The sequence below is a fragment of the Oerskovia paurometabola genome (assembly GCF_016907365.1).
Classification (GTDB): domain Bacteria; phylum Actinomycetota; class Actinomycetes; order Actinomycetales; family Cellulomonadaceae; genus Oerskovia; species Oerskovia paurometabola.
Genome location: NZ_JAFBBV010000001.1, coordinates 1,639,953 through 1,658,570 on the forward strand (window position 1 = coordinate 1,639,953; position 18,618 = coordinate 1,658,570).

15 protein-coding genes and 2 tRNA genes are annotated in these 18,618 nt (G+C 72.7%); 10 read left to right on the forward strand and 7 right to left on the reverse strand.

Going from position 1 to position 18,618, the window contains the following annotated elements; all coding sequences use genetic code 11:
* The first annotated feature begins 55 nt into the window (after positions 1 to 55).
* The 4 genes from gadC to JOD48_RS07380 all read left to right on the forward strand — a co-directional run bounded on the left by gadC (position 56) and on the right by JOD48_RS07380 (position 3,979).
* On the forward strand, positions 56 to 1,603 hold the full coding sequence (gene gadC, locus JOD48_RS07365) for a glutamate/gamma-aminobutyrate antiporter GadC (RefSeq protein WP_225226642.1): 1,548 nt from the start codon (positions 56 to 58) through the stop codon (positions 1,601 to 1,603).
* Position 1,604: 1 nt separating this feature from the next.
* Complete coding sequence (locus tag JOD48_RS07370) at positions 1,605 to 2,105, forward strand: hypothetical protein (RefSeq protein ID WP_204808324.1); 501 nt, start codon at positions 1,605 to 1,607, stop codon at positions 2,103 to 2,105.
* Positions 2,102 to 3,490, forward strand: coding sequence for a dipeptidase (locus tag JOD48_RS07375; RefSeq protein WP_204808326.1), 1,389 nt, complete (start codon positions 2,102 to 2,104; stop codon positions 3,488 to 3,490). Before JOD48_RS07370 ends, JOD48_RS07375 begins: the two co-directional genes overlap by 4 nt.
* A gap of 84 nt (positions 3,491 to 3,574) precedes the next feature.
* Positions 3,575 to 3,979 (forward strand): DUF4259 domain-containing protein, encoded by a 405-nt coding sequence (locus tag JOD48_RS07380; RefSeq protein WP_191789250.1) that lies wholly within the window; start codon positions 3,575 to 3,577, stop codon positions 3,977 to 3,979.
* Positions 3,980 to 4,018: 39 nt separating this feature from the next.
* Here JOD48_RS07380 and cydC read toward each other — a convergent pair whose 3' ends face one another.
* Genes cydC through JOD48_RS07400 form a run of 4 tightly spaced genes read right to left on the reverse strand, consistent with a single transcriptional unit; the run spans position 4,019 to position 10,403 of the window.
* A complete protein-coding gene (gene cydC / locus JOD48_RS07385) occupies positions 4,019 to 5,875 on the reverse strand; it encodes a thiol reductant ABC exporter subunit CydC (protein ID WP_204808328.1) in 1,857 nt (618 codons plus the stop codon).
* The gene (cydD, locus tag JOD48_RS07390; protein ID WP_204808330.1) at positions 5,872 to 7,677 is read right to left on the reverse strand and encodes a thiol reductant ABC exporter subunit CydD; all 1,806 of its coding nucleotides are present in this window, start codon (positions 7,675 to 7,677) and stop codon (positions 5,872 to 5,874) included. The genes cydC and cydD overlap by 4 nt, the downstream gene beginning before the upstream one ends.
* Complete coding sequence (cydB, locus tag JOD48_RS07395) at positions 7,674 to 8,849, reverse strand: cytochrome d ubiquinol oxidase subunit II (protein ID WP_204808332.1); 1,176 nt, start codon at positions 8,847 to 8,849, stop codon at positions 7,674 to 7,676. The genes cydD and cydB overlap by 4 nt, the downstream gene beginning before the upstream one ends.
* A 33-nt stretch (positions 8,850 to 8,882) precedes the next feature.
* Positions 8,883 to 10,403, reverse strand: coding sequence for a cytochrome ubiquinol oxidase subunit I (locus JOD48_RS07400; RefSeq protein ID WP_191789246.1), 1,521 nt, complete (start codon positions 10,401 to 10,403; stop codon positions 8,883 to 8,885).
* 513 nt (positions 10,404 to 10,916) lie between these two features.
* Here JOD48_RS07400 and JOD48_RS07405 point away from each other — a divergent pair.
* Genes JOD48_RS07405 through JOD48_RS07415 form a run of 3 tightly spaced genes read left to right on the forward strand, consistent with a single transcriptional unit; the run spans position 10,917 to position 16,114 of the window.
* A complete protein-coding gene (locus JOD48_RS07405) occupies positions 10,917 to 14,837 on the forward strand; it encodes an Rne/Rng family ribonuclease (protein ID WP_307824029.1) in 3,921 nt (1,306 codons plus the stop codon).
* A 38-nt stretch (positions 14,838 to 14,875) separates the two neighbouring features.
* The gene (locus tag JOD48_RS07410) at positions 14,876 to 15,439 is read left to right on the forward strand and encodes a GNAT family N-acetyltransferase (protein ID WP_307824030.1); all 564 of its coding nucleotides are present in this window, start codon (positions 14,876 to 14,878) and stop codon (positions 15,437 to 15,439) included.
* Between the two features lie 57 nt (positions 15,440 to 15,496).
* On the forward strand, positions 15,497 to 16,114 hold the full coding sequence (locus JOD48_RS07415) for a thymidine kinase (RefSeq protein WP_307824031.1): 618 nt from the start codon (positions 15,497 to 15,499) through the stop codon (positions 16,112 to 16,114).
* Here the strand turns inward: JOD48_RS07415 and JOD48_RS07420 are convergent.
* Positions 16,101 to 16,697, reverse strand: a complete 597-nt coding sequence (locus JOD48_RS07420; RefSeq protein WP_307824032.1) for a protein-L-isoaspartate O-methyltransferase family protein — start codon at positions 16,695 to 16,697, stop codon at positions 16,101 to 16,103. The two genes, JOD48_RS07415 and JOD48_RS07420, sit on opposite strands and share 14 nt — an antisense overlap.
* 107 nt (positions 16,698 to 16,804) lie before the next feature.
* Between JOD48_RS07420 and JOD48_RS07425 the strand changes: the two genes are divergently transcribed.
* The gene (locus JOD48_RS07425; protein ID WP_204808336.1) at positions 16,805 to 17,275 is read left to right on the forward strand and encodes a hypothetical protein; all 471 of its coding nucleotides are present in this window, start codon (positions 16,805 to 16,807) and stop codon (positions 17,273 to 17,275) included.
* Between the two features lie 15 nt (positions 17,276 to 17,290).
* Here the strand turns inward: JOD48_RS07425 and JOD48_RS07430 are convergent.
* Together JOD48_RS07430 and bcp are read right to left on the reverse strand one after the other, a co-directional pair.
* Positions 17,291 to 17,372 (reverse strand) — tRNA-Leu (locus JOD48_RS07430).
* A gap of 61 nt (positions 17,373 to 17,433) precedes the next feature.
* Positions 17,434 to 17,913 carry a thioredoxin-dependent thiol peroxidase gene (gene bcp / locus JOD48_RS07435; protein ID WP_191789242.1) on the reverse strand — a complete coding sequence of 160 codons (480 nt, stop codon included), beginning with the start codon at positions 17,911 to 17,913 and terminating at the stop codon, positions 17,434 to 17,436.
* Positions 17,914 to 17,977: 64 nt separating this feature from the next.
* Here bcp and JOD48_RS07440 point away from each other — a divergent pair, with 64 nt between their 5' ends.
* Together JOD48_RS07440 and JOD48_RS07445 are read left to right on the forward strand one after the other, a co-directional pair.
* Positions 17,978 to 18,424, forward strand: coding sequence for a GroES family chaperonin (locus tag JOD48_RS07440; protein ID WP_307824033.1), 447 nt, complete (start codon positions 17,978 to 17,980; stop codon positions 18,422 to 18,424).
* Between the two features lie 93 nt (positions 18,425 to 18,517).
* Positions 18,518 to 18,593 (forward strand) — tRNA-Lys (locus tag JOD48_RS07445).
* Positions 18,594 to 18,618 lie beyond the last annotated feature (25 nt).

The following is an 18,618-nucleotide window of genomic DNA, read 5'->3' on the forward strand; positions in this document are numbered from 1 at the left end:
CCAGCGGTTCACGGCGACCCGCCCGTCCAGGGGGTCTCGGCGGCACGGAGGAATGATGGCCTCATCCACAGCGGAGTCGGGCAGCTCGGACGCATCCGTGACCACCGGAGCACGAGGGGCACCGCCGACCCGCGAGGAGATGCGCGCGGCGATCACCGCCAGGACGCCCAAGAACTACATCACCTGGCTCATGCTCGCGTTCATGATCACGTCGTCGGTCGCGAGCCTGCGCGCCGCCCCGACCATGGCCGTGTACGGGCTCGCGGCGGTGTTCCTGTACGTGGTGCCCGCGATCGTCTTCCTGCTGCCGACGTCGCTCGTGTCGGCGGAGCTCGCGTCCGGGTGGTCCGGCGGCGTGTACCGCTGGGTCGCCGACGGCATCTCGAAGCCCGCGGGGTTCCTGGCGATCTGGTGCCAGTTCGCGATGACGATCTTCTACTACCCGAGCCTTCTCGGGTACGTGGCGAGCACGTTCGCGTACGTCATCAACCCCTCGCTGGCGAGCAACGGCCTGTACGTCGCGATCGTCATCGTGGTCCTCTTCTGGACCGGGGTGTGGGTGTCGTCGCAGGGCACCAAGACCGTCGCGGGCCTGTCGAGCTTCGGGCTCATCATCGGGACGCTGGTGCCCGGTGCGCTGCTCGTGGTCCTGGGGCTCGTGTTCCTCGGACAGGGCAACACCTCGGCCGCCCCCATGGACGCGTCCCACCTGCTGCCCCAGTGGACCGGGATCGCGTCGCTCGTGCTCGTGGTCAACAACTTCCTGTCCTACGCGGGCATGGAGATGAACGCGGTGCACGTCACGAGCCTGCGCAAGCCCGCCAAGGAGTTCCCGCGCTCGATGTTCCTCGCGATCGGCCTGGTCCTGCTGATCTTCATCCTCCCGGCGCTCGCGATCAGCTGGGTCATCCCGGCCGACCAGCTCAGCCTCACGGCCGGCGTCATGCAGGCCTTCGACGCGTTCTTCGCCAACTTCGGCGTGAGCTGGCTGACGCCGATCCTGGGCCTCATGCTCATCGCGGCGTCGCTCGGCGGCATGCTCACCTGGCTCGCCGGCCCCTCGAAGGGCCTGCTGACGGTCGCCCGCGAGGAGGGGTACCTGCCGCCGTTCCTGCAGAAGCTCAACAAGCACGGGGTCCAGCAGAACATCCTGGTCTCGCAGGGCCTGGTGACCACGGTGATCGCGCTGCTCTACGCGTTCATCCCCGACGTCTCGAGCTCGTACTGGATCCTGTCGGTCATCACGACGCAGGTGTACCTGATCATGTACCTGCTGCTCTTCGTCGCGGCGGTCCGGCTGCGACGGAACAAGCCCGACCACCCCCGCGGGTATCGCGCACCCGCGCTCACGCTGCTGTGCACGGTCGGCTTCCTGGCGTCCGTCGCCGCGATGATCATCGGCTTCGTGCCGCCCGCGCAGTTCTCGAGCGGGAGCGGCGGGGTGTACCTGCTGATCGTCGGTGGCGGGCTGGGCGTCGTCGGGATCCTGGTGCCCGCGCTCTTCTACTTCCTGCGCAAGCCGGGATGGAAGAACCCGGACAACGTCGGGGGGCCGGAGGAACCGCTCGTCGACGCCCCGGCCGACGGACCGAAGGAGGCGTGACATGACCGCGACGTCCACCACCGAGGGCCCTGACGGCCTGCCGCAGCACGAGGACGAGCCGGGCGACTCCCGGCGTTGGATCCTCTACACGTCCGCGGCGCTGCTCGCGGTCGCCGTCGGAGTGCTCATGGCCGTGCTCTACCACAACTACCACGCCGCGCAGGACCGTGAGCTGGCCGAGCAGCGGGCCGCCGAGCTCCACGCCGAGTTCGAGGCGATCGGCATCACGGCCTTCGACGAGGACCAGATCGTCGCCGTCCTGGGCGCCGACGGTGGCGGGTTCTGCACCGACCCGGCCGCCCTGGTGAAGGCGACGGCCAACCTCGGGTCCACGAACGGGGCCACGGGGCCGGGCAGCAGGCCCTCGCTCGTCGACGAGCGACGACTCGCCGGGGACCGCCTCGTGATCGAGGTGTACTGCCCCGAGCAGCTCGACGACTTCGACGCCTACGTCGACTCCCTCAACCTCGACGAGAACACGACCACCCAGGAGGACTCGTGAGCAGCACACCGGTAGACCTCACCCCCGTCAAGGAGCAGGTGGCGTCGCTGCTGCCGCGGGCGCTCGACGACCTGCGGACGCTCGTCGCGATCCCGTCGGTCGCCGACGAGCGGCTGTTCCCGAAGGAGAACTGCGAGCGGGCGGCCCACTGGGTCGCGGACGCGTTCCGGGCCGAGGGGATCGACGACGCCCGCCTGGTCGAGACCCCCGACGGGTCGCACGTGGTCCTGGGCTACCGCCCCGGCCCACCCGGAGCCCCCACGGTGCTCCTCTACTCGCATTACGACGTGCAGCCGCCGCTCGACGACGCGGCGTGGCGCACGCCCCCGTTCGAGCTGACCGAGCGGGACGGGCGCCTCTACGGGCGGGGTTCCGCGGACTGCAAGGGCAACATCGTCACGCACCTCACGGCGCTGCGGGCCCTGCGCGCGCTCGGCGGTGACGACTACCCGGTCGGGATCCGCATCGTCATCGAGGGGTCCGAGGAGCAGGGCACCGCGGGGCTCGACCAGTACGTCGAGGCCCACCCGGGCGAGCTCTCCGCCGACGCGATCCTCATCGCGGACACGGGCAACGCCACCCTGGGCCTGCCGACTCTCACCGTGTCGTTGCGCGGCGCGGCCAACGTGGTCGTGACGGTCGAGGCGCTCGAGGGCGAGATCCACTCGGGCATGTTCGGGGGAGCGGCCCCCGATGCGCTCGCGGCCCTCGTCCACCTCCTGTCCTCGTTGCGCGACGACCAGGGCAACACCACGATCGACGGCGTCCCGCCCGAGATCGCCGACGCGACCTGGCCTGGCGTCGACTACGACCCCGACCAGTTCCGCAGCGACGCCGGCATGCTCGACGGCACGCGTCTCCTCGGGTCGGGGCGCGTCTCCGACCAGCTCTGGGCGCGTCCGGCGGTGACGATCCTGGGCATCGACGCGCCGGACGTCGTCGGCTCGGCCGCCGCGATCCAACCGCGCGCGGCCGCCCGTCTCAACCTGCGCATCCCGCCCGGCGCGGACGCGCGCGACCTCCAGGACAAGCTCGTGGCCCACCTGGAGAACCACGCACCCTGGGGGGTCAGGGTCACGACGGTGCGCGACGCCGTCGGGCAGCCGTTCCAGGCGCGCACCGACGGCCCGGTCTTCGACACGCTCTCGCGGGCCCTCGCGGACGCGTTCGGCATGGAGACCGTGACCGCCGGCCAGGGCGGGTCGATCCCGCTGTGCAACGTGCTCGCGTCCGGGTACCCCGACGCGCAGATCGTGCTGCTGGGCGTCGAGGAGCCCGCGTGCCTGATCCACGCGCCCAACGAGTCGGTCGCGCCCAGCGAGATCGAGCAGCTCGCGGTGGGAGAGGCGCTCTTCCTGTCACGGCTGGGGGCGTCCCGGGCCTGAGGCGGGCCCCGCGCGCCCGTGTCGGCGGGGCCCCGTAGGGTCGTCCCGACGGGCGGAGCAGCCCGCGGAGACGGAGAAGAAGACATGGGGACGTGGGGCTCAGGTCCGTTCGAGAACGACGGCGCAGGCGACCTGCTCGCGGCGCTGCGTGCGGGCGACTTCCGGATCGAGGACTTCAGCGGGTACCTCGACGAGGACTACCTCGAGGTCGACGACGCACAGGCCGCGATCGCGATCGCGGAGGTGCTCGCCGTGGCCCGCGGTCTGCGGCCGGCGGACGACCACCTCGAGGGGGTCGACGCCGTCGCGTTCGCCGCGTCGTTGACCGACCAGCAGCGCGCCTGGGTCCTCACGACGCTCGAACGAGCGGTCGAGGGGAGCGACACCTCGGAGCTCCACGAGCTGTGGGCCGAGAACGGTCCCGAGGACCTCGCGGAGTGGCGGGACCCGGTCGTGAGCCGGTGGGAGAGCCTGCGGACGCCGGGCTGAGCCGGGTCCGTTCGTGAGCCCGGCGTCCGCGCCGGTCGGTCAGACGCCCGCTGCCTCCTGCGCGAGCGCCCAGCGGTAGCCCGCGTCGTGGGCGACGAGCTCGGCGTGGGTACCGCGGGCCAGCACGGTCGCCGGGGTGTCGGTCGACGCGTCGTCCGGCCGTCCCAGGAGCAGCACCTCGTCGACCGCGGCGAGCGCCGACAGGCGGTGCGTCGCGACCACGATCCCGCGTCCGCCCTGGCGGCTGGTCTCCACGAGGTGGGTCAGCAGCTCGTCGGCGGTCGCCGGGTCGAGGTGCTCGGCTGGCTCGTCGACGAGCAGCAGGGGAGCGGGGGCGAGCAGGGCGCGCGCGACGAGCAGCCGACGACGCTCCCCGCCGGAGATCGTGGTCGCGTCGGGGCCCAGGGTCGTCTCGACCCCGTCGGGCAGCCCGGACAGCCACTCGCCGAGCCCGACCTCGACCAGGGCGGCCGACGCCTCGTCAGGGGTCACGTCGCCCCGGGCGACGCGCAGGTTCTCGAGCACCGTGGTGTCGAAGACGTGACCGTCTTCGGCGACGAAGACGACCTGGTGCGCGACGTCGTCGGGCGGGAGGGTCGCGATCGGTGCGTCGTCGAGGGACACGCTCCCCGCGACCTGCGGGATGAGCCCGGCGGCCGTCATGAGCAGGGTCGTCTTGCCGACGCCCGAGGGGCCGACGACCGCGACCGAGCGCCCGGGCCGTACCGCCAGGTCCACCCCGGTGACGGCCGCGCGACCGTTCCAGCCGCACGTCGCGCCGGTCACGACGACTGCCGGACCGTCGGGGTCGGCGCGGGGAACGGTCTGGCGCGGTGCGGGCGGCTCGTCCGTGGCGGTGTCGTCGGCGGCGTCGAGCAGCTCCATGATGCGGCGGGCGGCCTGGCGCGAGCGGTGCATCTGCACGGCAGCACCGGGCAGCACGCCCGCGGCCTCGAACACCGCGAGCGGCGTGAGCACGACGACGGCGAGCTCGACCGGGGTCAGCGTCCCCGCGGCGACGGCGGGGATCCCGAGCAGCAGCGCGGCGAGCACGGCGAGGCCGATCGCGGCGTTGTTGACGGCCGCGGCCGTGCCCGACGTCCTGGCTCCCGAGTCGGTGACCGCCGCGAGCTCGCGGTCGGTGCGACGCAGCGCGTCCATCCGCTGGGCGAGGCGGCCCGAGACGGCCAGGGGTCCCGCGCCCTCGAGCGTCTCGAGCACGGTCGAGGTCATCTCGGCGCGGGCGGCGGCGCCGCGTTCCTCGGTGCGCCGGGCGGCGCGTGCCGAGAGCCACGGCCCCAGGACGCCCGCGAGCACCAGGCACGCGAGCAGGGCGAGGCCGGCCGAGGGCAGGAAGGCGCCGACGAGGACCACCGAGCCTGCGGACACCACGAGCGCGACCCCTGCGGGGATCACGGCCTTGACGACGACGTCACCCACGGAGTCGACGTCGGCACCCACGCGCGCGAGCAGGTCGCCGCGTCGGACGCCGGCCACCGCCGCTGTACGTCCGGAAGCCAGCGAGGTGTACACGTTGGCGCGGAGCGAGGCCATGCCACGCAGCGCGACGTCGTGCGAGGCCAGGCGTTCGAGGTAGCGGAACACCCCGCGCGAGATGCCGAACGCGCGCACCGCGACGGTCGCCACGGACAGCTGCAGCACGGGCGGCATCTGCGAGGCGCGCGCGATGAGCCACGCCGCGACGGCCGCGAGGCCGACCGAGCTCGCCAGGGCCAGCGATCCCAGGCCGATCGCCTTCGCGGCCCGGCCCCAGCTCACGTCGAGCAGCCGGACCGCGCGCCACAGCGGGTCGGTGCCGATCGTGGCCGCCGCGCCGCGGCGCGGGTCCTCGTGGGTGGGGGAGGAGGGGCCGGCGGACTGGTCGAGGTCGCTCATGCGACGGCTCCTGACGAGGAGGCGGAGGGCGTGGACGCGACGGGGGCGCTGCCGGGTGCCCCGCCCGGGACGGAGGGCGGGAGCGCCGCCGAGGACACCGTCACGACCTGGTCGGCGAGCTCGACCAGGCTCGTGCGGTGCGCGACCACGACGACCGTGCGCCCCTGGTCGCGCCACGTGCGGACGGCGTCGAGCACGGCCTGCTCGCCGCGCGCGTCGAGGTGGGCCGTGGGCTCGTCGAGCACCACGAGGGGGACGCGGTCCGGGTCGCCGAGCAGCGCGGCCGTGAGGGCCACGCGCTGGCGCTGGCCCACGCTGAGACCCACGCCGCCCTGCCCGATCGGCGTCTGCCAGCCGTCGGGCAGGACGTCGAGGACCGCGTCGAGCCCGGACAGCCTCGCGGCGTCCGTGAGGTCGGGGTCGGGGACCTCGCGGCCGTCGAGCACGACCTCGCGCACGGTCCCCGGGGCGAGCGTGGGGCGCTGCGGCACCCAGGCGACCTGCGGCCACCAGGTGGTCGGGTCGACGTCCGCGAGGTCGACGGGCTCGCCGTCCCGCGGGGTCACCAGGACGCGACCGGCGTCGGGGGCCAGGAGGCCCAGGAGCACCAGGGCCGTGGTGGTCTTGCCGGACCCGCTGGGACCGGTCAGGGCGACCACGGTGCCCGACGGCGTCGCGCGGGGCCCGGAGACGTCGTGGGCGCGGGCGGGCTCGGGACGGGCGCCGAACGTCGCCGTGAGTGCGGCGGGGGCCAGCACGTCGCGGTCTCCCGCACGCACGCTCACCCCGTCGAACGTGAGGCGCGCACCGGCGAGCGCCGGGGCGGGGGCGGTCCCGACGGGCGGCAGCGGCTCGTCGAGCACCTCGAACGCCTGGTTGGCCGCCGCGATGCCGTCGGTCGAGGCGTGGAAGTGCATGCCGACCTGGCGCAGCGGCAGGTAGACCTCGGGGGCGAGGATCAGGACGGCGATCGCGGGCTCGAGCCCGACCTCGCCGTACACGAGCCGCAGCCCGATGCCGACCGCGACGAGCGCGACCGACAGCGTCGTGAGCAGCTCGAGGACCATGCCGGACAGGAACGCGACGCGCAGCGTCCCCATGGTGGCGCGGCGGTTGGCGTCGCCGAGCGCCCGGACGCGCTTCTCGGGCCCGTGCTCACGGCCGAACGCGCGCAGGGTCGGGAGCCCGGCCAGCAGGTCGAGGACCTGCGACCCGAGCCGCTGCATGACCTTGAGGCGACGCTCGGACGTCCCGGCCGTGAGCTGCCCGACGAGGATCATGAAGAGCGGGACGAGGGGGATCGTGACCGCGATGATGATCGCGGAGATCCAGTCGAGACCCAGCACCACGGCGAGCGTCGCGGGCGTGACGGTCGCCGCGAGCAGGAGCTGGGGGAGATAGCGGACCATGTAGGGCTCGAGGTCGTCGAGCCCGCGCGTCGCGAGCGTCGCGACGGCGGGCCCGCGGCCGGTCGCCAGCCAGCGGGGCCCGAGGGCCACCGCATGGCTGACGACCTGCTCGCGGAGCTCCGCGACGGTCTTGGTCGCGGCCTTGAGCGCGAACCGTTCCTGCGCCCACGCGACCCCGGCGCGCACCACGACGACCGCGGCGAGCCACGTGAGGGGGGTGGCGACGTCGGGCAGCGTGAGGTTGCCCTGGATCGCGGGGGCGAGGACGCTCGCGATGAGCAGCGCCTGTGCCACGACGAGCCCGGCCGTGACGAGGCCGAGCACCGCCGTGAGCACGACGTACCCGCGGGCCGCCCGCGCCTGGCGCAGGAGCCGTGGATCGAGGGGCTTCACGCGGAGGTGCTGCCGGTGCCGTCGTTCGTCCGGCCCGACGACGCCGCGTCCGTCCCCGAGGCCTTGTCCCCCGTGGCGGGGGTCAGGTCCAGGTTCTTGGCGCCGCCCGAGGACGGCCCGCCGAACGCGGAGTCCTTGAGCTTCTTGAGCGAGAGGCCGATGGGCGGCGGGATGTCCTTGGTCGACAGGCGACGGCGGAACACCCAGTACGTCCACGACTGGTAGACCAGCACGAGCGGGACCAGGAACACGGCGACCCAGGTCATGACGGTCAGGGTGTACTGCGTCGAGGACGCGTTCTCGATGGTCAGCGAGTTCGCGGGGTCGAGCGCCGGCATCACGTCGGGGTACATCGACCCGAAGATCAGCACGGTCGCGGAGAGGATCGCGAGCGCGGAGAACAGGAACGCCCAGCCCTCGCGGGCCTTGGCGTTGGCGAGCACGACCCCCACCAGGGAGAGGGCCGCGACCACGACCACGGCCCACGTCCACGGCACCGAGTAGGCGACCTGGGCCCACACGGCCCAGCCGCCGGCCACGACCACCGAGGCGACCGAGAACCAGCCGGCCAGGCGGCGGGCCTTGACCCGGACCTCGCCGTCCGTCTTGAGGGCGATGAACACGGCGCCGTGCATGAGGAAGAGGAGCACGGTCGTGAGGCCGCCGAGGAGGGCGAACGGGCTGAGCAGGGCCCAGAAGCCGCCGACGTACTGGTGTGCCGCGTCGAGCTCGACGCCGCGCACGAGGTTGGCGAACGCGACTCCCCACAGGATCGCGGGGATCCACGAGCCGAAGACGATCGCCTGGTCGCAGCGTGCACGCCACCGGTCGTCGTTGATCTTGCCGCGGTACTCGAACGCGACGCCGCGCACGATGAGCGCGAGCAGGATCAGGAAGAGCGGGATGTAGAACCCGGAGAAGAGCGTGGCGTACCACTCGGGAAAGGCCGCGAACGTCGCACCACCGGCGGTGATGAGCCAGACCTCGTTGCCGTCCCAGACCGGGCCGATCGTGTTGATGATGAGCCGACGCTCGGTGTCCTTCTTCGCCTTGTCCTTGCTGCGGGACAGGATCGGCAGGAGCATGCCCACGCCGAAGTCGAAGCCTTCGAGGACCAGGTAGCCGATCCACAGGATCGCGATGAGCACGAACCAGAGAATGGTGAGTTCCATGAGTACTGGGTCTCCTTGAGCCGTCAGAGCGCGTCAGTACGCGAAGGACAGGGGGCGGTCGGACTCGTCGGCCGAGTCCGGGTCGTCGGGGTCGCCCTTGGCGCGCGCCTCGGGGGAGTCGTCGTGCACGATCTCGGGGACGCCCTCGACCGAGTAGCGGTGGATGAGCTTGAACCAGACGACCGCGAGGGCTCCGTAGACGAGCGTGAAGACGATCATCGAGGTCAGGACGACGCCGGGGCTCACGACGGTCGACACGCCGCGCTCGGTGAGCAGGCGGATCGAGTCGATCCCGGACGGGTTCGGGGCGACCACCCAGGGCTGGCGTCCGGTCTCGGTGAAGATCCAGCCGAACGAGGACGCGATGAACGGCATGGGGATCGCCCAGATGCCGACGCGGGCGAACCACTTGTTGTCCGTGACCCGGCCCTTGCGGGTCAGCCACAGCGCCATGACGGACAGGGCGATCGACCCGACCGCGAAGCCGATCATGAGGCGGAAGCTCCAGTAGGTCAGCGCCAGGTTGGGGGAGTAGTTGACGGGCTCGCCGTCCGCGGTGACGTCGCCGTAGCGCTCGGTCATGTTCTGCTGGACCTCGTCGACGCCGGGCAGGGGGGCGCTGAAGCTGCCCTCGGCCAGGTAGGAGGTCAGGCCCGGGATCTCGAGGATGTGGTTGACGCCCTCGCACGAGTCGGACAGGTCGCCGATCGCGAGGATCGAGAACGGCGCGCCGTCGGGGGAGCTCTCGCACAGGGCCTCGGCCGCGGCCATCTTCATGGGCTGCTGCTGGAACATGAGCTTGGCCTGGAAGTCACCGCTCACCGCGACACCGAGCCCGCCGACGATCATCGCGATGACGCCCAGCGTGATGGCCGGGCGGTAGACGTTGCGGGCGAGCTCGACGTTCTCGGCCTTCTTGGTGCGCACGAGGCGCACCATCCACCAGGCCGCGATGCCGGCGACGAAGGTGCCCGCGGTGAGGAAGGCGGCGGTGATGGTGTGCGGGAACGCGGCCCACAGCGTGTTGTTGGTGAGCACGGCGCCGATGTCGTTCATCTCGGCGCGGCCCGTCTCGGGGTTGTAGATGGTCCCGACGGGGTGCTGCATCCACGAGTTGGCCGCGAGGATGAAGAACGCGGAGAGGTTCACGGCGATCGCGACGGCCCAGATGCACGCGAGGTGCACCTTCTTGGACAGGCGGTCCCAGCCGAAGATCCACAGACCCAGGAACGTCGACTCGATGAAGAACGCGGCGAGCGCCTCCATGGCGAGCGGGGCACCGAAGACGTCTCCGACGAAGCGCGAGTACTCGCTCCAGTTCATCCCGAACTGGAACTCCTGCACGATCCCGGTCACCACGCCGATCGCGAAGTTGATCAGGAGGAGCTTGCCGAAGAACTTGGTGAGCTTGAGCCACCGCTCGTTCCCCGTGCGCACCCATGCGGTCTGCATGATGGCGACGAGAGGAGCGAGCCCGATCGTCAACGGCACGAAGATGAAGTGGTAGACGGTCGTGATGGCGAACTGCCACCTCGCGAGATCGAGGACGTCCACAAACGCTCCTGGGGGGTTCCTGGGGGCTACCGGGGGATCCTGAGGGGTGTCTCAGGGCAGGGTCAGCGTTCCTACTGCCGACGCTATGACCAATCTGCACCATCGGCGAGGGGAGGAAGCGCCAAAACTCTCGGGAAACGACAGTTTGTGAGAACCTTCACAAGGTCCGAGTCGGGACCTTGGTCCTCTGGACGACACGGGCGACGGACCTGTAGATGCCCATCTGATCGACGTCGGCTGTGCGATACTTGACCCAGCACGGGGGACCACATCTCCCCTGCGCCCAGTACGTGCTCGACGCAACCGCAGTCCGCGGCTCGCGGAGCGCCGCCGAACGGGATGAATGGCCCGGACGGCGAAGCGCCCCCCGCCGCCCGCCCTTGCCCGAGCCGCCACCGCCGACTTCCGTCGCGGGGACGACAGCGCTGCGATGCGCACGTCCCGAGCGACGACAACCGCCCGAACGGGCCGCACGATGTGGGACGGACCTTCGGGGTACCAGGAGCGCATCGCGTGACCCTCGACAACACCCCTGACTCGACGAGCTCGACGGCCGGCCAGGACGCAGCACCCGCCAAGAAGCCGGCCCGACGACGGGTCACCAGGACCGCGGCAGCGCCCGGTTCCGCCGAGGCCGCCGCCCAGGCGGCCGCGGTCCAGATCTCCCTCCCCGCCGTGAAGGCTCCCACCCAGCCCGCAGCCGTCAACCCTGAGGCGCCCACGGGCTCGCTCGGGATCGAGCTCCCGACCGCCGAGGCCGCCCCGCGCCGCTCGCGCCGCGTCGTGCGCCCGACGACGACTCCCGCCTCGGCGCCGACGGCTGCCGACGCCGCGCCCGTCACGAGCACCTCGACGAGCCAGCCCGACACCTCCTCCGCGAACGCCACCGCCGCGCGCAAGGCATCCACCGGTGCTGTCGCCCAGGCGCCCGCCCAGGACGCCCCGGCCGAGGCACCCCGACGCGGCGGGAAGCGCGGCGCAGCAGCACGTGCCGCCGCCGACGCCCCCGTCCTCGACGTGCTCTCCGAGCTCGGGCTCAAGCCCGCCGCCGAGCAGGACGCCCCGGTCGAGAAGCCCGTCCGGGCCCGTCGTTCCCGCAAGGCAGCGACGGAGACCACCGAGCCCGCCGCAGCAGCGGACGCCGCCGCACCGGTCGTCGAGGCGACCACGGCAGCCCCTGTCGCCGAGGCGACCCCCACCGCAGGAGAGCCGGTCGCCCCGGCGACGACGCGCCGTCGGGCCACGCGGTCCGCCGCGGCGCAGACCGCCGCGCCCACGGTCGAGACCACCGAGGCGCCTGCCGAGGCTCCCGTCGAGAAGGCCCCCGCCGCCAAGCGCCGCCGCGCGACCTCGAAGGCACCGGTCGAGGAGACCGCTCCCGTCGTCGAGGCGCCCGCTGAGCCCGTCGCGCCCGCCGCGCCCAAGGTCCGCTCGCGTCGCGTGAACAAGGTCAGCAAGGACGCAGCCGCTGCGGTGGAGGCCCAGGCCCCCGCCGCCGAGCAGACGCCGAGCGCATCGCCCGCATCGACCGGTGGCGGTTCCGCGACCCCGCGACTGGCGACGACCGCGCTCCTGTTCCAGGCGCCGGACCCTGCTGCCGCACCGCGCCGCTCGCGGCGCGTCGTGCGCCCCACCACGTCGCCCACCGACGCCATGCCGAGCTTCGCCACGCCCGGGACGCGCGCCGTCGAGGAGACGCCCGCGCGCGTCGAGTCCTCCGCCCCCCAGGCGCCCGCCACGCAGGCGCAGCGGGCACCGGAGGCATCCGCCGCGCAGGCACCTGCCGCGCAGGCACCTGCCGAGCAGACCCAAACCGAGCAGACCGAGCAGCGTGAGGCCCCCGCCCGCACGCGCGGCGGTCGTGGCCGGTCGGCCCGCCGCGGCGCGGGCGCGCCGTCGACGTCCGGGACGACCGCTGCCCAGGTCCCCGCAGCCCCCGCACCCCCCGCGGCAGAGCCGGCCCCGCAGCAGGCGGTCGAGGTCGACGTCGTGCTCGCGGGTGCGGACCTCGCCGCGGTCGAGGAGATCGAGCTGATCGAGGCCGAGCTCGTCGCCGAGGGTGTCGAGATCCCCGCCGACGCGTTCGAGCTCGACGACCTCGAGATCGTCACCGAGACCGACGACGAGCCGGCCTCCGCCGAGGACGACGACCAGGGCGCGCCGCGCCGTCGTCGGCGCCGTGGGGGGCGTGGCCGCCGCTCGCGCGGAGACTCGCGCGCCGACGGCGACGAGTACGGCGACGACGAGTCGGACGACCGGTCGGAGCAGTCCTCGGCCGTCTCGTCCGAGGGCGAGCCGGGCGAGGCAGGCGCCCACGTCGGTGACACCGTCGCCGACCAGCAGGACGACCACACGGACGAGCACGACGGCGAGGAGGGCTCGGGATCGAGCCGTCGCCGCCGCCGTCGCCGCCGTGGCGGACGGGCCGAGGGTGGCGAGAGCGCCGGGGTCTCGACCTCCATGTCGTCCACCCGCACCCGTACGCGCGAGCGCAGCGGCAGCACGTCCTCGGACGAGGTGACCGCGCTCAAGGGCTCGACGCGCCTCGAGGCCAAGCGTCAGCGCCGCCGTGAGGGCCGTGACGCCGGTCGCCGCCGCCAGATCATCACCGAGGCAGAGTTCCTCGCACGCCGCGAGTCCGTCGAGCGCTCCATGATCGTGCGCGAGAAGAACGGCCGCACGCAGATCGCGGTGCTCGAGGACGGCGTGCTCGTCGAGCACTACGTCTCGCAGCAGTCGCAGGTCTCGATGGCCGGGAACGTCTACCTGGGCCGCGTCCAGAACGTCCTGCCGTCCATGGAGGCCGCGTTCATCGACGTCGGCAAGGGTCGCAACGCCGTCCTGTACGCCGGCGAGGTCAACTGGGACGCCGTGGGCCTCGACGGGCAGCCGCGTCGCATCGAGCAGGCGCTCAAGTCGGGCGACTCCGTGCTGGTCCAGGTCACCAAGGACCCGATCGGCCACAAGGGTGCGCGCCTGACGTCGCAGATCACGCTCGCGGGCCGCTACCTCGTGTTCGTCCCCGGCGGCGGCATGACCGGCATCTCGCGCAAGCTCCCGGACACCGAGCGTGCCCGGCTCAAGAAGATCCTGCGCGAGGTCGTCCCCGAGGGCTCGGGCGTGATCGTGCGCACGGCCGCCGAGGGTGCGAGCGAGGACGAGCTGCGCGCCGACGTCGAGCGTCTGCAGAGCCAGTGGGAGGCGATCGAGAAGAAGGCGAAGTCGGTCTCCGCCCCGGCGCTGCTCCAGGGCGAGCCGGACCTCGCGATCCGCGTCGTCCGCGACATCTTCAACGACGACTTCAGCTCGCTCGTCGTCTCGGGCGACAACGCCTGGAACGAGATCTCGAGCTACGTCGCCGAGCTCGCGCCCGACCTCAAGGAGCGCGTCTCGCGCTGGACGTCGGAGAAGGACGCCTTCTCGGCGCACCGCGTCGACGAGCAGCTCGCCAAGGGCATGGACCGCAAGGTCTGGCTGCCCTCGGGTGGTTCGCTCGTGATCGACCGCACCGAGGCCATGACGGTCGTCGACGTCAACACGGGCAAGTTCACCGGTTCCGGTGGCACGCTCGAGGAGACCGTGACGCGCAACAACCTCGAGGCCGCCGAGGAGATCGTCCGCCAGCTGCGCCTGCGCGACATCGGCGGCATCATCGTCATCGACTTCATCGACATGGTGCTCGAGTCCAACCGTGACCTGGTGCTGCGTCGCCTGGTCGAGTGCCTGGGCCGTGACCGCACCAAGCACCAGGTCGCCGAGGTCACCTCGCTCGGCCTGGTCCAGATGACCCGCAAGCGCGTGGGCCAGGGCCTGGTCGAGGCGTTCAGCGAGACGTGCGACCACTGCAACGGTCGTGGCTTCATCGTGCACACCGACCCGATCGAGAAGTCGGGCGGCTCGAACAACGGCGGTGGTCACCAGCACGCCCCGGCTCCTGCCGCAGCGCCGGAGGAGCCCGCCGAGTCGGAGGGCTCGCGCTCCCGGTCGCGCCGCAAGCGCTCGACCAAGGAGACGGCTCCGGCTGCGGCTCCCGCGGTCCCGGTGCTGCCCGAGGTCACGTCGGAGGCGCGCGAGGCCGTCAAGGCCACGCTCGCCACGATCGCGGCCGCGGCGGCCCACGCCCACGACCACGAGCACGACGGCGTCGTGCCGGTCGAGGAGTCCGTCGTCGCCGAGGCGTCGGTCACCGAGACCACCGAGACTGCGACCACCGCGGACGCGACCGCCGAGGCGGCCGACACCGAGGCAGTCGGCATCGAGACCACGCTGACGGACGTCGAGTCCACGGAGGGCGCCCCGGAGGTCGCCGACGACCAGGACTCGTTTCCGGTCGAGCAGGCCGCCGCTCACGAGGCGGCTGCTGGGGAGGCTGCGCCGTCGGCTGACGTGACCGACGAGGCGGCCCCCGAGGGCTCCGAGCAGGACGTCGACTGACGCCCCCTGGACCACCGATGACGGCGAGGGATCCGCAGGTGCCGGTCTACGGCGTCGGGCATGCTGCCCGGCTCCGGGGCTGGCGTCCCGCGGACCTCGCCGTCTTCCGTGAGTGGCTGCGCCCCCACCACGAGTGGCACGAGTGGGACGGGCCGTACTATCCCGTGCCCGACGACGCGCAGGCTGACGCGCGCGTCGCCGCCCTCGCACGGACGCCGCCCGGCGTCGTGGACGGCCTGCCACCCCGCTCGGCCGTGATCGCGGACGTCGACGACCAGCTCGTCGGGACCGTCTCCTGGTACTGGGAGTCGCAGGAGACCGCGTGGGCCCGCATGGGCATCGGCGTCTACGACCCGGCCGTGCGCGGACGGGGGATCGGTCGCGAAGCGCTCGCGCTGTGGACCACGTACCTGTTCTCGGTCACCGACTGGGCGCGGCTGGACTTCGCGACCTGGTCCGGCAACGCACCGATGCTGGGCGTCGGCCGACGCCTCGGCTTCGTCGAGGAGGGCCGCTTCCGCGACGCGCGCGTCGTGCGTGGGCTGCGGTACGACGCGGTCGTCATGGGCGTGCTGCGCGCCGAGTGGGACGCGCGCGACTGAGCCCGGGACGCTCCGTGCGGACCCTCCGCGGTCCTCGGCGCATGGTCTACTGGCTGCGTGGACGACGTGAGGCGAGGCCGGGTCGAGGTCATCAGCGGGCCGATGTTCGCAGGCAAGACCGAGGAGCTGCTACGGCGCGTGCGCCGGGCGCAGATCGCGGGACGCCGTGTCGAGGTCGTGCACCATGCGCTCGACGACCGGCGCGGCGAGGGCGTCGTCAGCTCGCACTCGGGCCTCGACCTCCCCTCGCGCGCCGCGACGTCCGCCACGGAGATCCTCGACCTGATCGACCCCGCCGTGGAGTTCGTCGCGGTCGACGAGGCGCAGTTCTTCGGTCCCGACCTGCTCGACGTCGTGCAGCACGCGGCCGACGCGGGTCTCGTGATGATCGTCGCGGGGCTCGACGTGACGTTCGACGGGCGGCCCTTCGACCCGATCCCGGCGCTCGGTGCGCTGGCCGAGCGCGCCGACCGGCTCACGGCCGTCTGCACGGTCTGCGGCGAGGACGCCCCCTTCCACGAGCGCGTCGTCGTCGGCCGTGGCGACGACGGACGTGGCGACGCCCTCACGGCGGGGGCCGAGCACGTCGGCGGCGTCGAGTCCTACCAGGCGCGGTGCCGGGTCCACTTCTCGGCGGCGCGCTGGCGGGCGGGCGCCGAGGTCACGACCCGATGAGGGGCACGAAGCTGTAGGTCCCGTGCCTGCTCGTCACGGTGCCCGTCAGGTGCTGCTCCACGAGGACCAGGACGTGCTGCACCGGGATCACCAGCCGCCCGCCGATCGAGAGCTGGTCGACGAGCTCCTGCGGCAGGACCTGGGCCGCCGCGGAGACCAGGATGCGGTCGTAGCCGCCCATGGTCGGACGGCCGAGCACGCCCCGCTCGGCGACCTCGATCCGGGCCCACGACATGGGGTAGGTCGCGAGGTTCGCCGCCCCCCACTCCGCGAGGTCCGGGTCGATCTCGACCCCTACGACGCTCCCGCTCGACCCGACCAGGTGGGCGAGCAGCGCCGTCGTCCACCCCGAGCCGGACCCTACGTCCAGGACGCGCGCGCCCCGCGGCACCTGGAGGAGGCGCAGCGTGTCGGCGACCGTCCGGGGCTGCGAGTTCGTCTGGCCGTGACCGATCGGCAGCGGCCGGTCGTCACGGGCGTACGGGCGCTGGTTGCGCGGCAGGAAGCGCCGCCGGTCGATCGCCGACATCGCCGCCGAGACCTCGTGCGCGTAGATGGCCTGGGTTCTCCGACCGTTCGGCACTGGGGATCGCCTCCTCGGGACCTCCTCCCAGAGTAGGACGGGCGCGTGCGGGCCGCCGCGTGATCGGGGACCTGCGCGAGGCACCCGCGTGGCGTAGGGTCCGGCGCATGACGAGACGGACGGAGCGGTCCACGGCGACCGCGGACGGTGTGCGGACCCTCGCGCGTGCGGTCGCGGTGGGGGCGGCGGCCGTGGCCGTCCTCGCGGGCTGCGGGCTGGGGGAACCGCAGCGGGTGCGGGTCGAGTGGGTGCTCCTCGCGCAGGACGGGACCGACCTGGAGGTCGCGGTCTTCGCCGGGGGCAGCACGTGCATCGACGTCGACGAGGTCGAGGTGGACGAGAGCGCGGAGACCGTCGAGGTGCGAGCCTTCGTCCAGCGGACCAGGGGAGCGTGCAGCGAGGACTTCGGGGTCCGGCCCACGACGGTCGCGCTCGACGAGCCGCTCGGAGACCGGGAGCTCGTCGGGTGCGCCGGGGACGCGGTCCAGGTCAAGGGGTGGAACCTGGCGGCCGACGCCGACTGCACCGAGACGAAGCCGGGACTGGTGCCCGGGGCGATCGAGGTTCCGGTCGGCTGACCGGGACGAGAGGGGTGCGCGAGGCGGGACTCGAACCCGCACGTCCGAAGACACCAGGACCTAAACCTGGCGCGGCTGCCAATTACGCCACTCGCGCGCCCGCACAGTCTACGGGCGCGCGAGGGGTGCACCGGTCGGCGGCTCGCAGGCCGGGCGACCTACTTCTTGGGGTCGATCCCCAGGTCGCGGCGCAGCTTGGCCACGTGGCCCGTCGCCTTGACGTTGTACTGCGCGAGCGCGACCTTGCCGTCGGGGTCGACGACGACGGTCGAGCGGATCACGCCCGTCACGGTCTTGCCGTAGAGCTTCTTCTCGCCCCACGCCCCGTAGGCCTCGAGCGTCTGCCTGGACTCGTCGGACGCGAGCGGGAACGTCAGCGACTCCTCCTCGGCGAACTTCACGAGCTTGGGCAGCGCGTCGGGCGAGATGCCGACGACCTTGTAGCCCGCGCCCTGGAGCGACGCGAGCGAGTCGCGGAAGTCGCACGCCTCCTTGGTGCAGCCGGGCGTCGAGGCTGCGGGGTAGAAGTAGACGATGACCGAGCTGCCGCGCAGGTCGGACAGCGTCACCGAGCCGCCGTCGGCGGTCGGGAGGGTGAAGTCGGGGGCGTCGTCGCCGACGGCAAGTCGCGTGCTCATGGAACTCCTCGTGGTGCGTTCGCGGTTCACACCGAGCCTAGAGGACACCGGTAGCGTGGGGACCGTGAGCACGACACCCCCCACCCCGCACGACGCCCCTTCTCCGCCCGCACGGCCCGAGCCGGCCGCAGACCCGGCCATCGCCTCCCGGAAGAAGTCCTCCGCGACGCGCGCGACGCCGTCGGGCAGCGAGCCCGAGCGCCTGCCGCTGCGCATGCTGCACGACCGCCTCCTGGTCCTGCCCGAGGTCGACTCGTCCGAGCGGCAGTCGTCGGCAGGGCTCGTGATCCCCGCGACGGCCGTCGGGCCCAAGCGGCTCGCGTGGGCGCAGGTGGTCGCGACGGGCGAGAACGTGCGGCACGTGGGCCGGGGCGACCGCGTGCTGTTCGACCCCGAGGAGCGCGCAGAGGTCGAGCTGAACGGCAAGAGCTTCGTGCTGCTGCGCGAGAAGGACGTCAGCGCGGTCTCGCAGCCCGAGGAGACGAGCGGCAAGACCGGGCTGTACCTGTAGCCCCGACCTCAGGCAGCTTGTCGTGCAGGTCACAGCCTCGTCCGGCCCCCTGATTTGTCTCCGGGGGGCCGGTTCAGTAGTGTTTCTTCTCGCGCGCCATTAGCTCAATTGGCAGAGCAGCTGACTCTTAATCAGCGGGTTCATGGTTCGAGTCCATGATGGCGCACCACGATCGCGGCCCCGGAGACGGGGCC

What these genes read in the sequence shown, in the direction of transcription:
- JOD48_RS07380 (WP_191789250.1), top strand. Translation starts at nt 3,575, where the DNA reads ATGGGGACGTGGGGCTCAGGTCCGTTCGAGAACGACGGCGCAGGCGAC.
- JOD48_RS07370 (WP_204808324.1), top strand. Translation starts at nt 1,605, where the DNA reads ATGACCGCGACGTCCACCACCGAGGGCCCTGACGGCCTGCCGCAGCAC.
- bcp (WP_191789242.1), bottom strand. Translation starts at nt 17,913, where the DNA reads ATGAGCACGCGACTTGCCGTCGGCGACGACGCCCCCGACTTCACCCTC.
- gadC (WP_225226642.1), top strand. Translation starts at nt 56, where the DNA reads ATGGCCTCATCCACAGCGGAGTCGGGCAGCTCGGACGCATCCGTGACC.
- cydB (WP_204808332.1), bottom strand. Translation starts at nt 8,849, where the DNA reads ATGGAACTCACCATTCTCTGGTTCGTGCTCATCGCGATCCTGTGGATC.
- JOD48_RS07425 (WP_204808336.1), top strand. Translation starts at nt 16,805, where the DNA reads ATGACGAGACGGACGGAGCGGTCCACGGCGACCGCGGACGGTGTGCGG.
- cydC (WP_204808328.1), bottom strand. Translation starts at nt 5,875, where the DNA reads ATGAGCGACCTCGACCAGTCCGCCGGCCCCTCCTCCCCCACCCACGAG.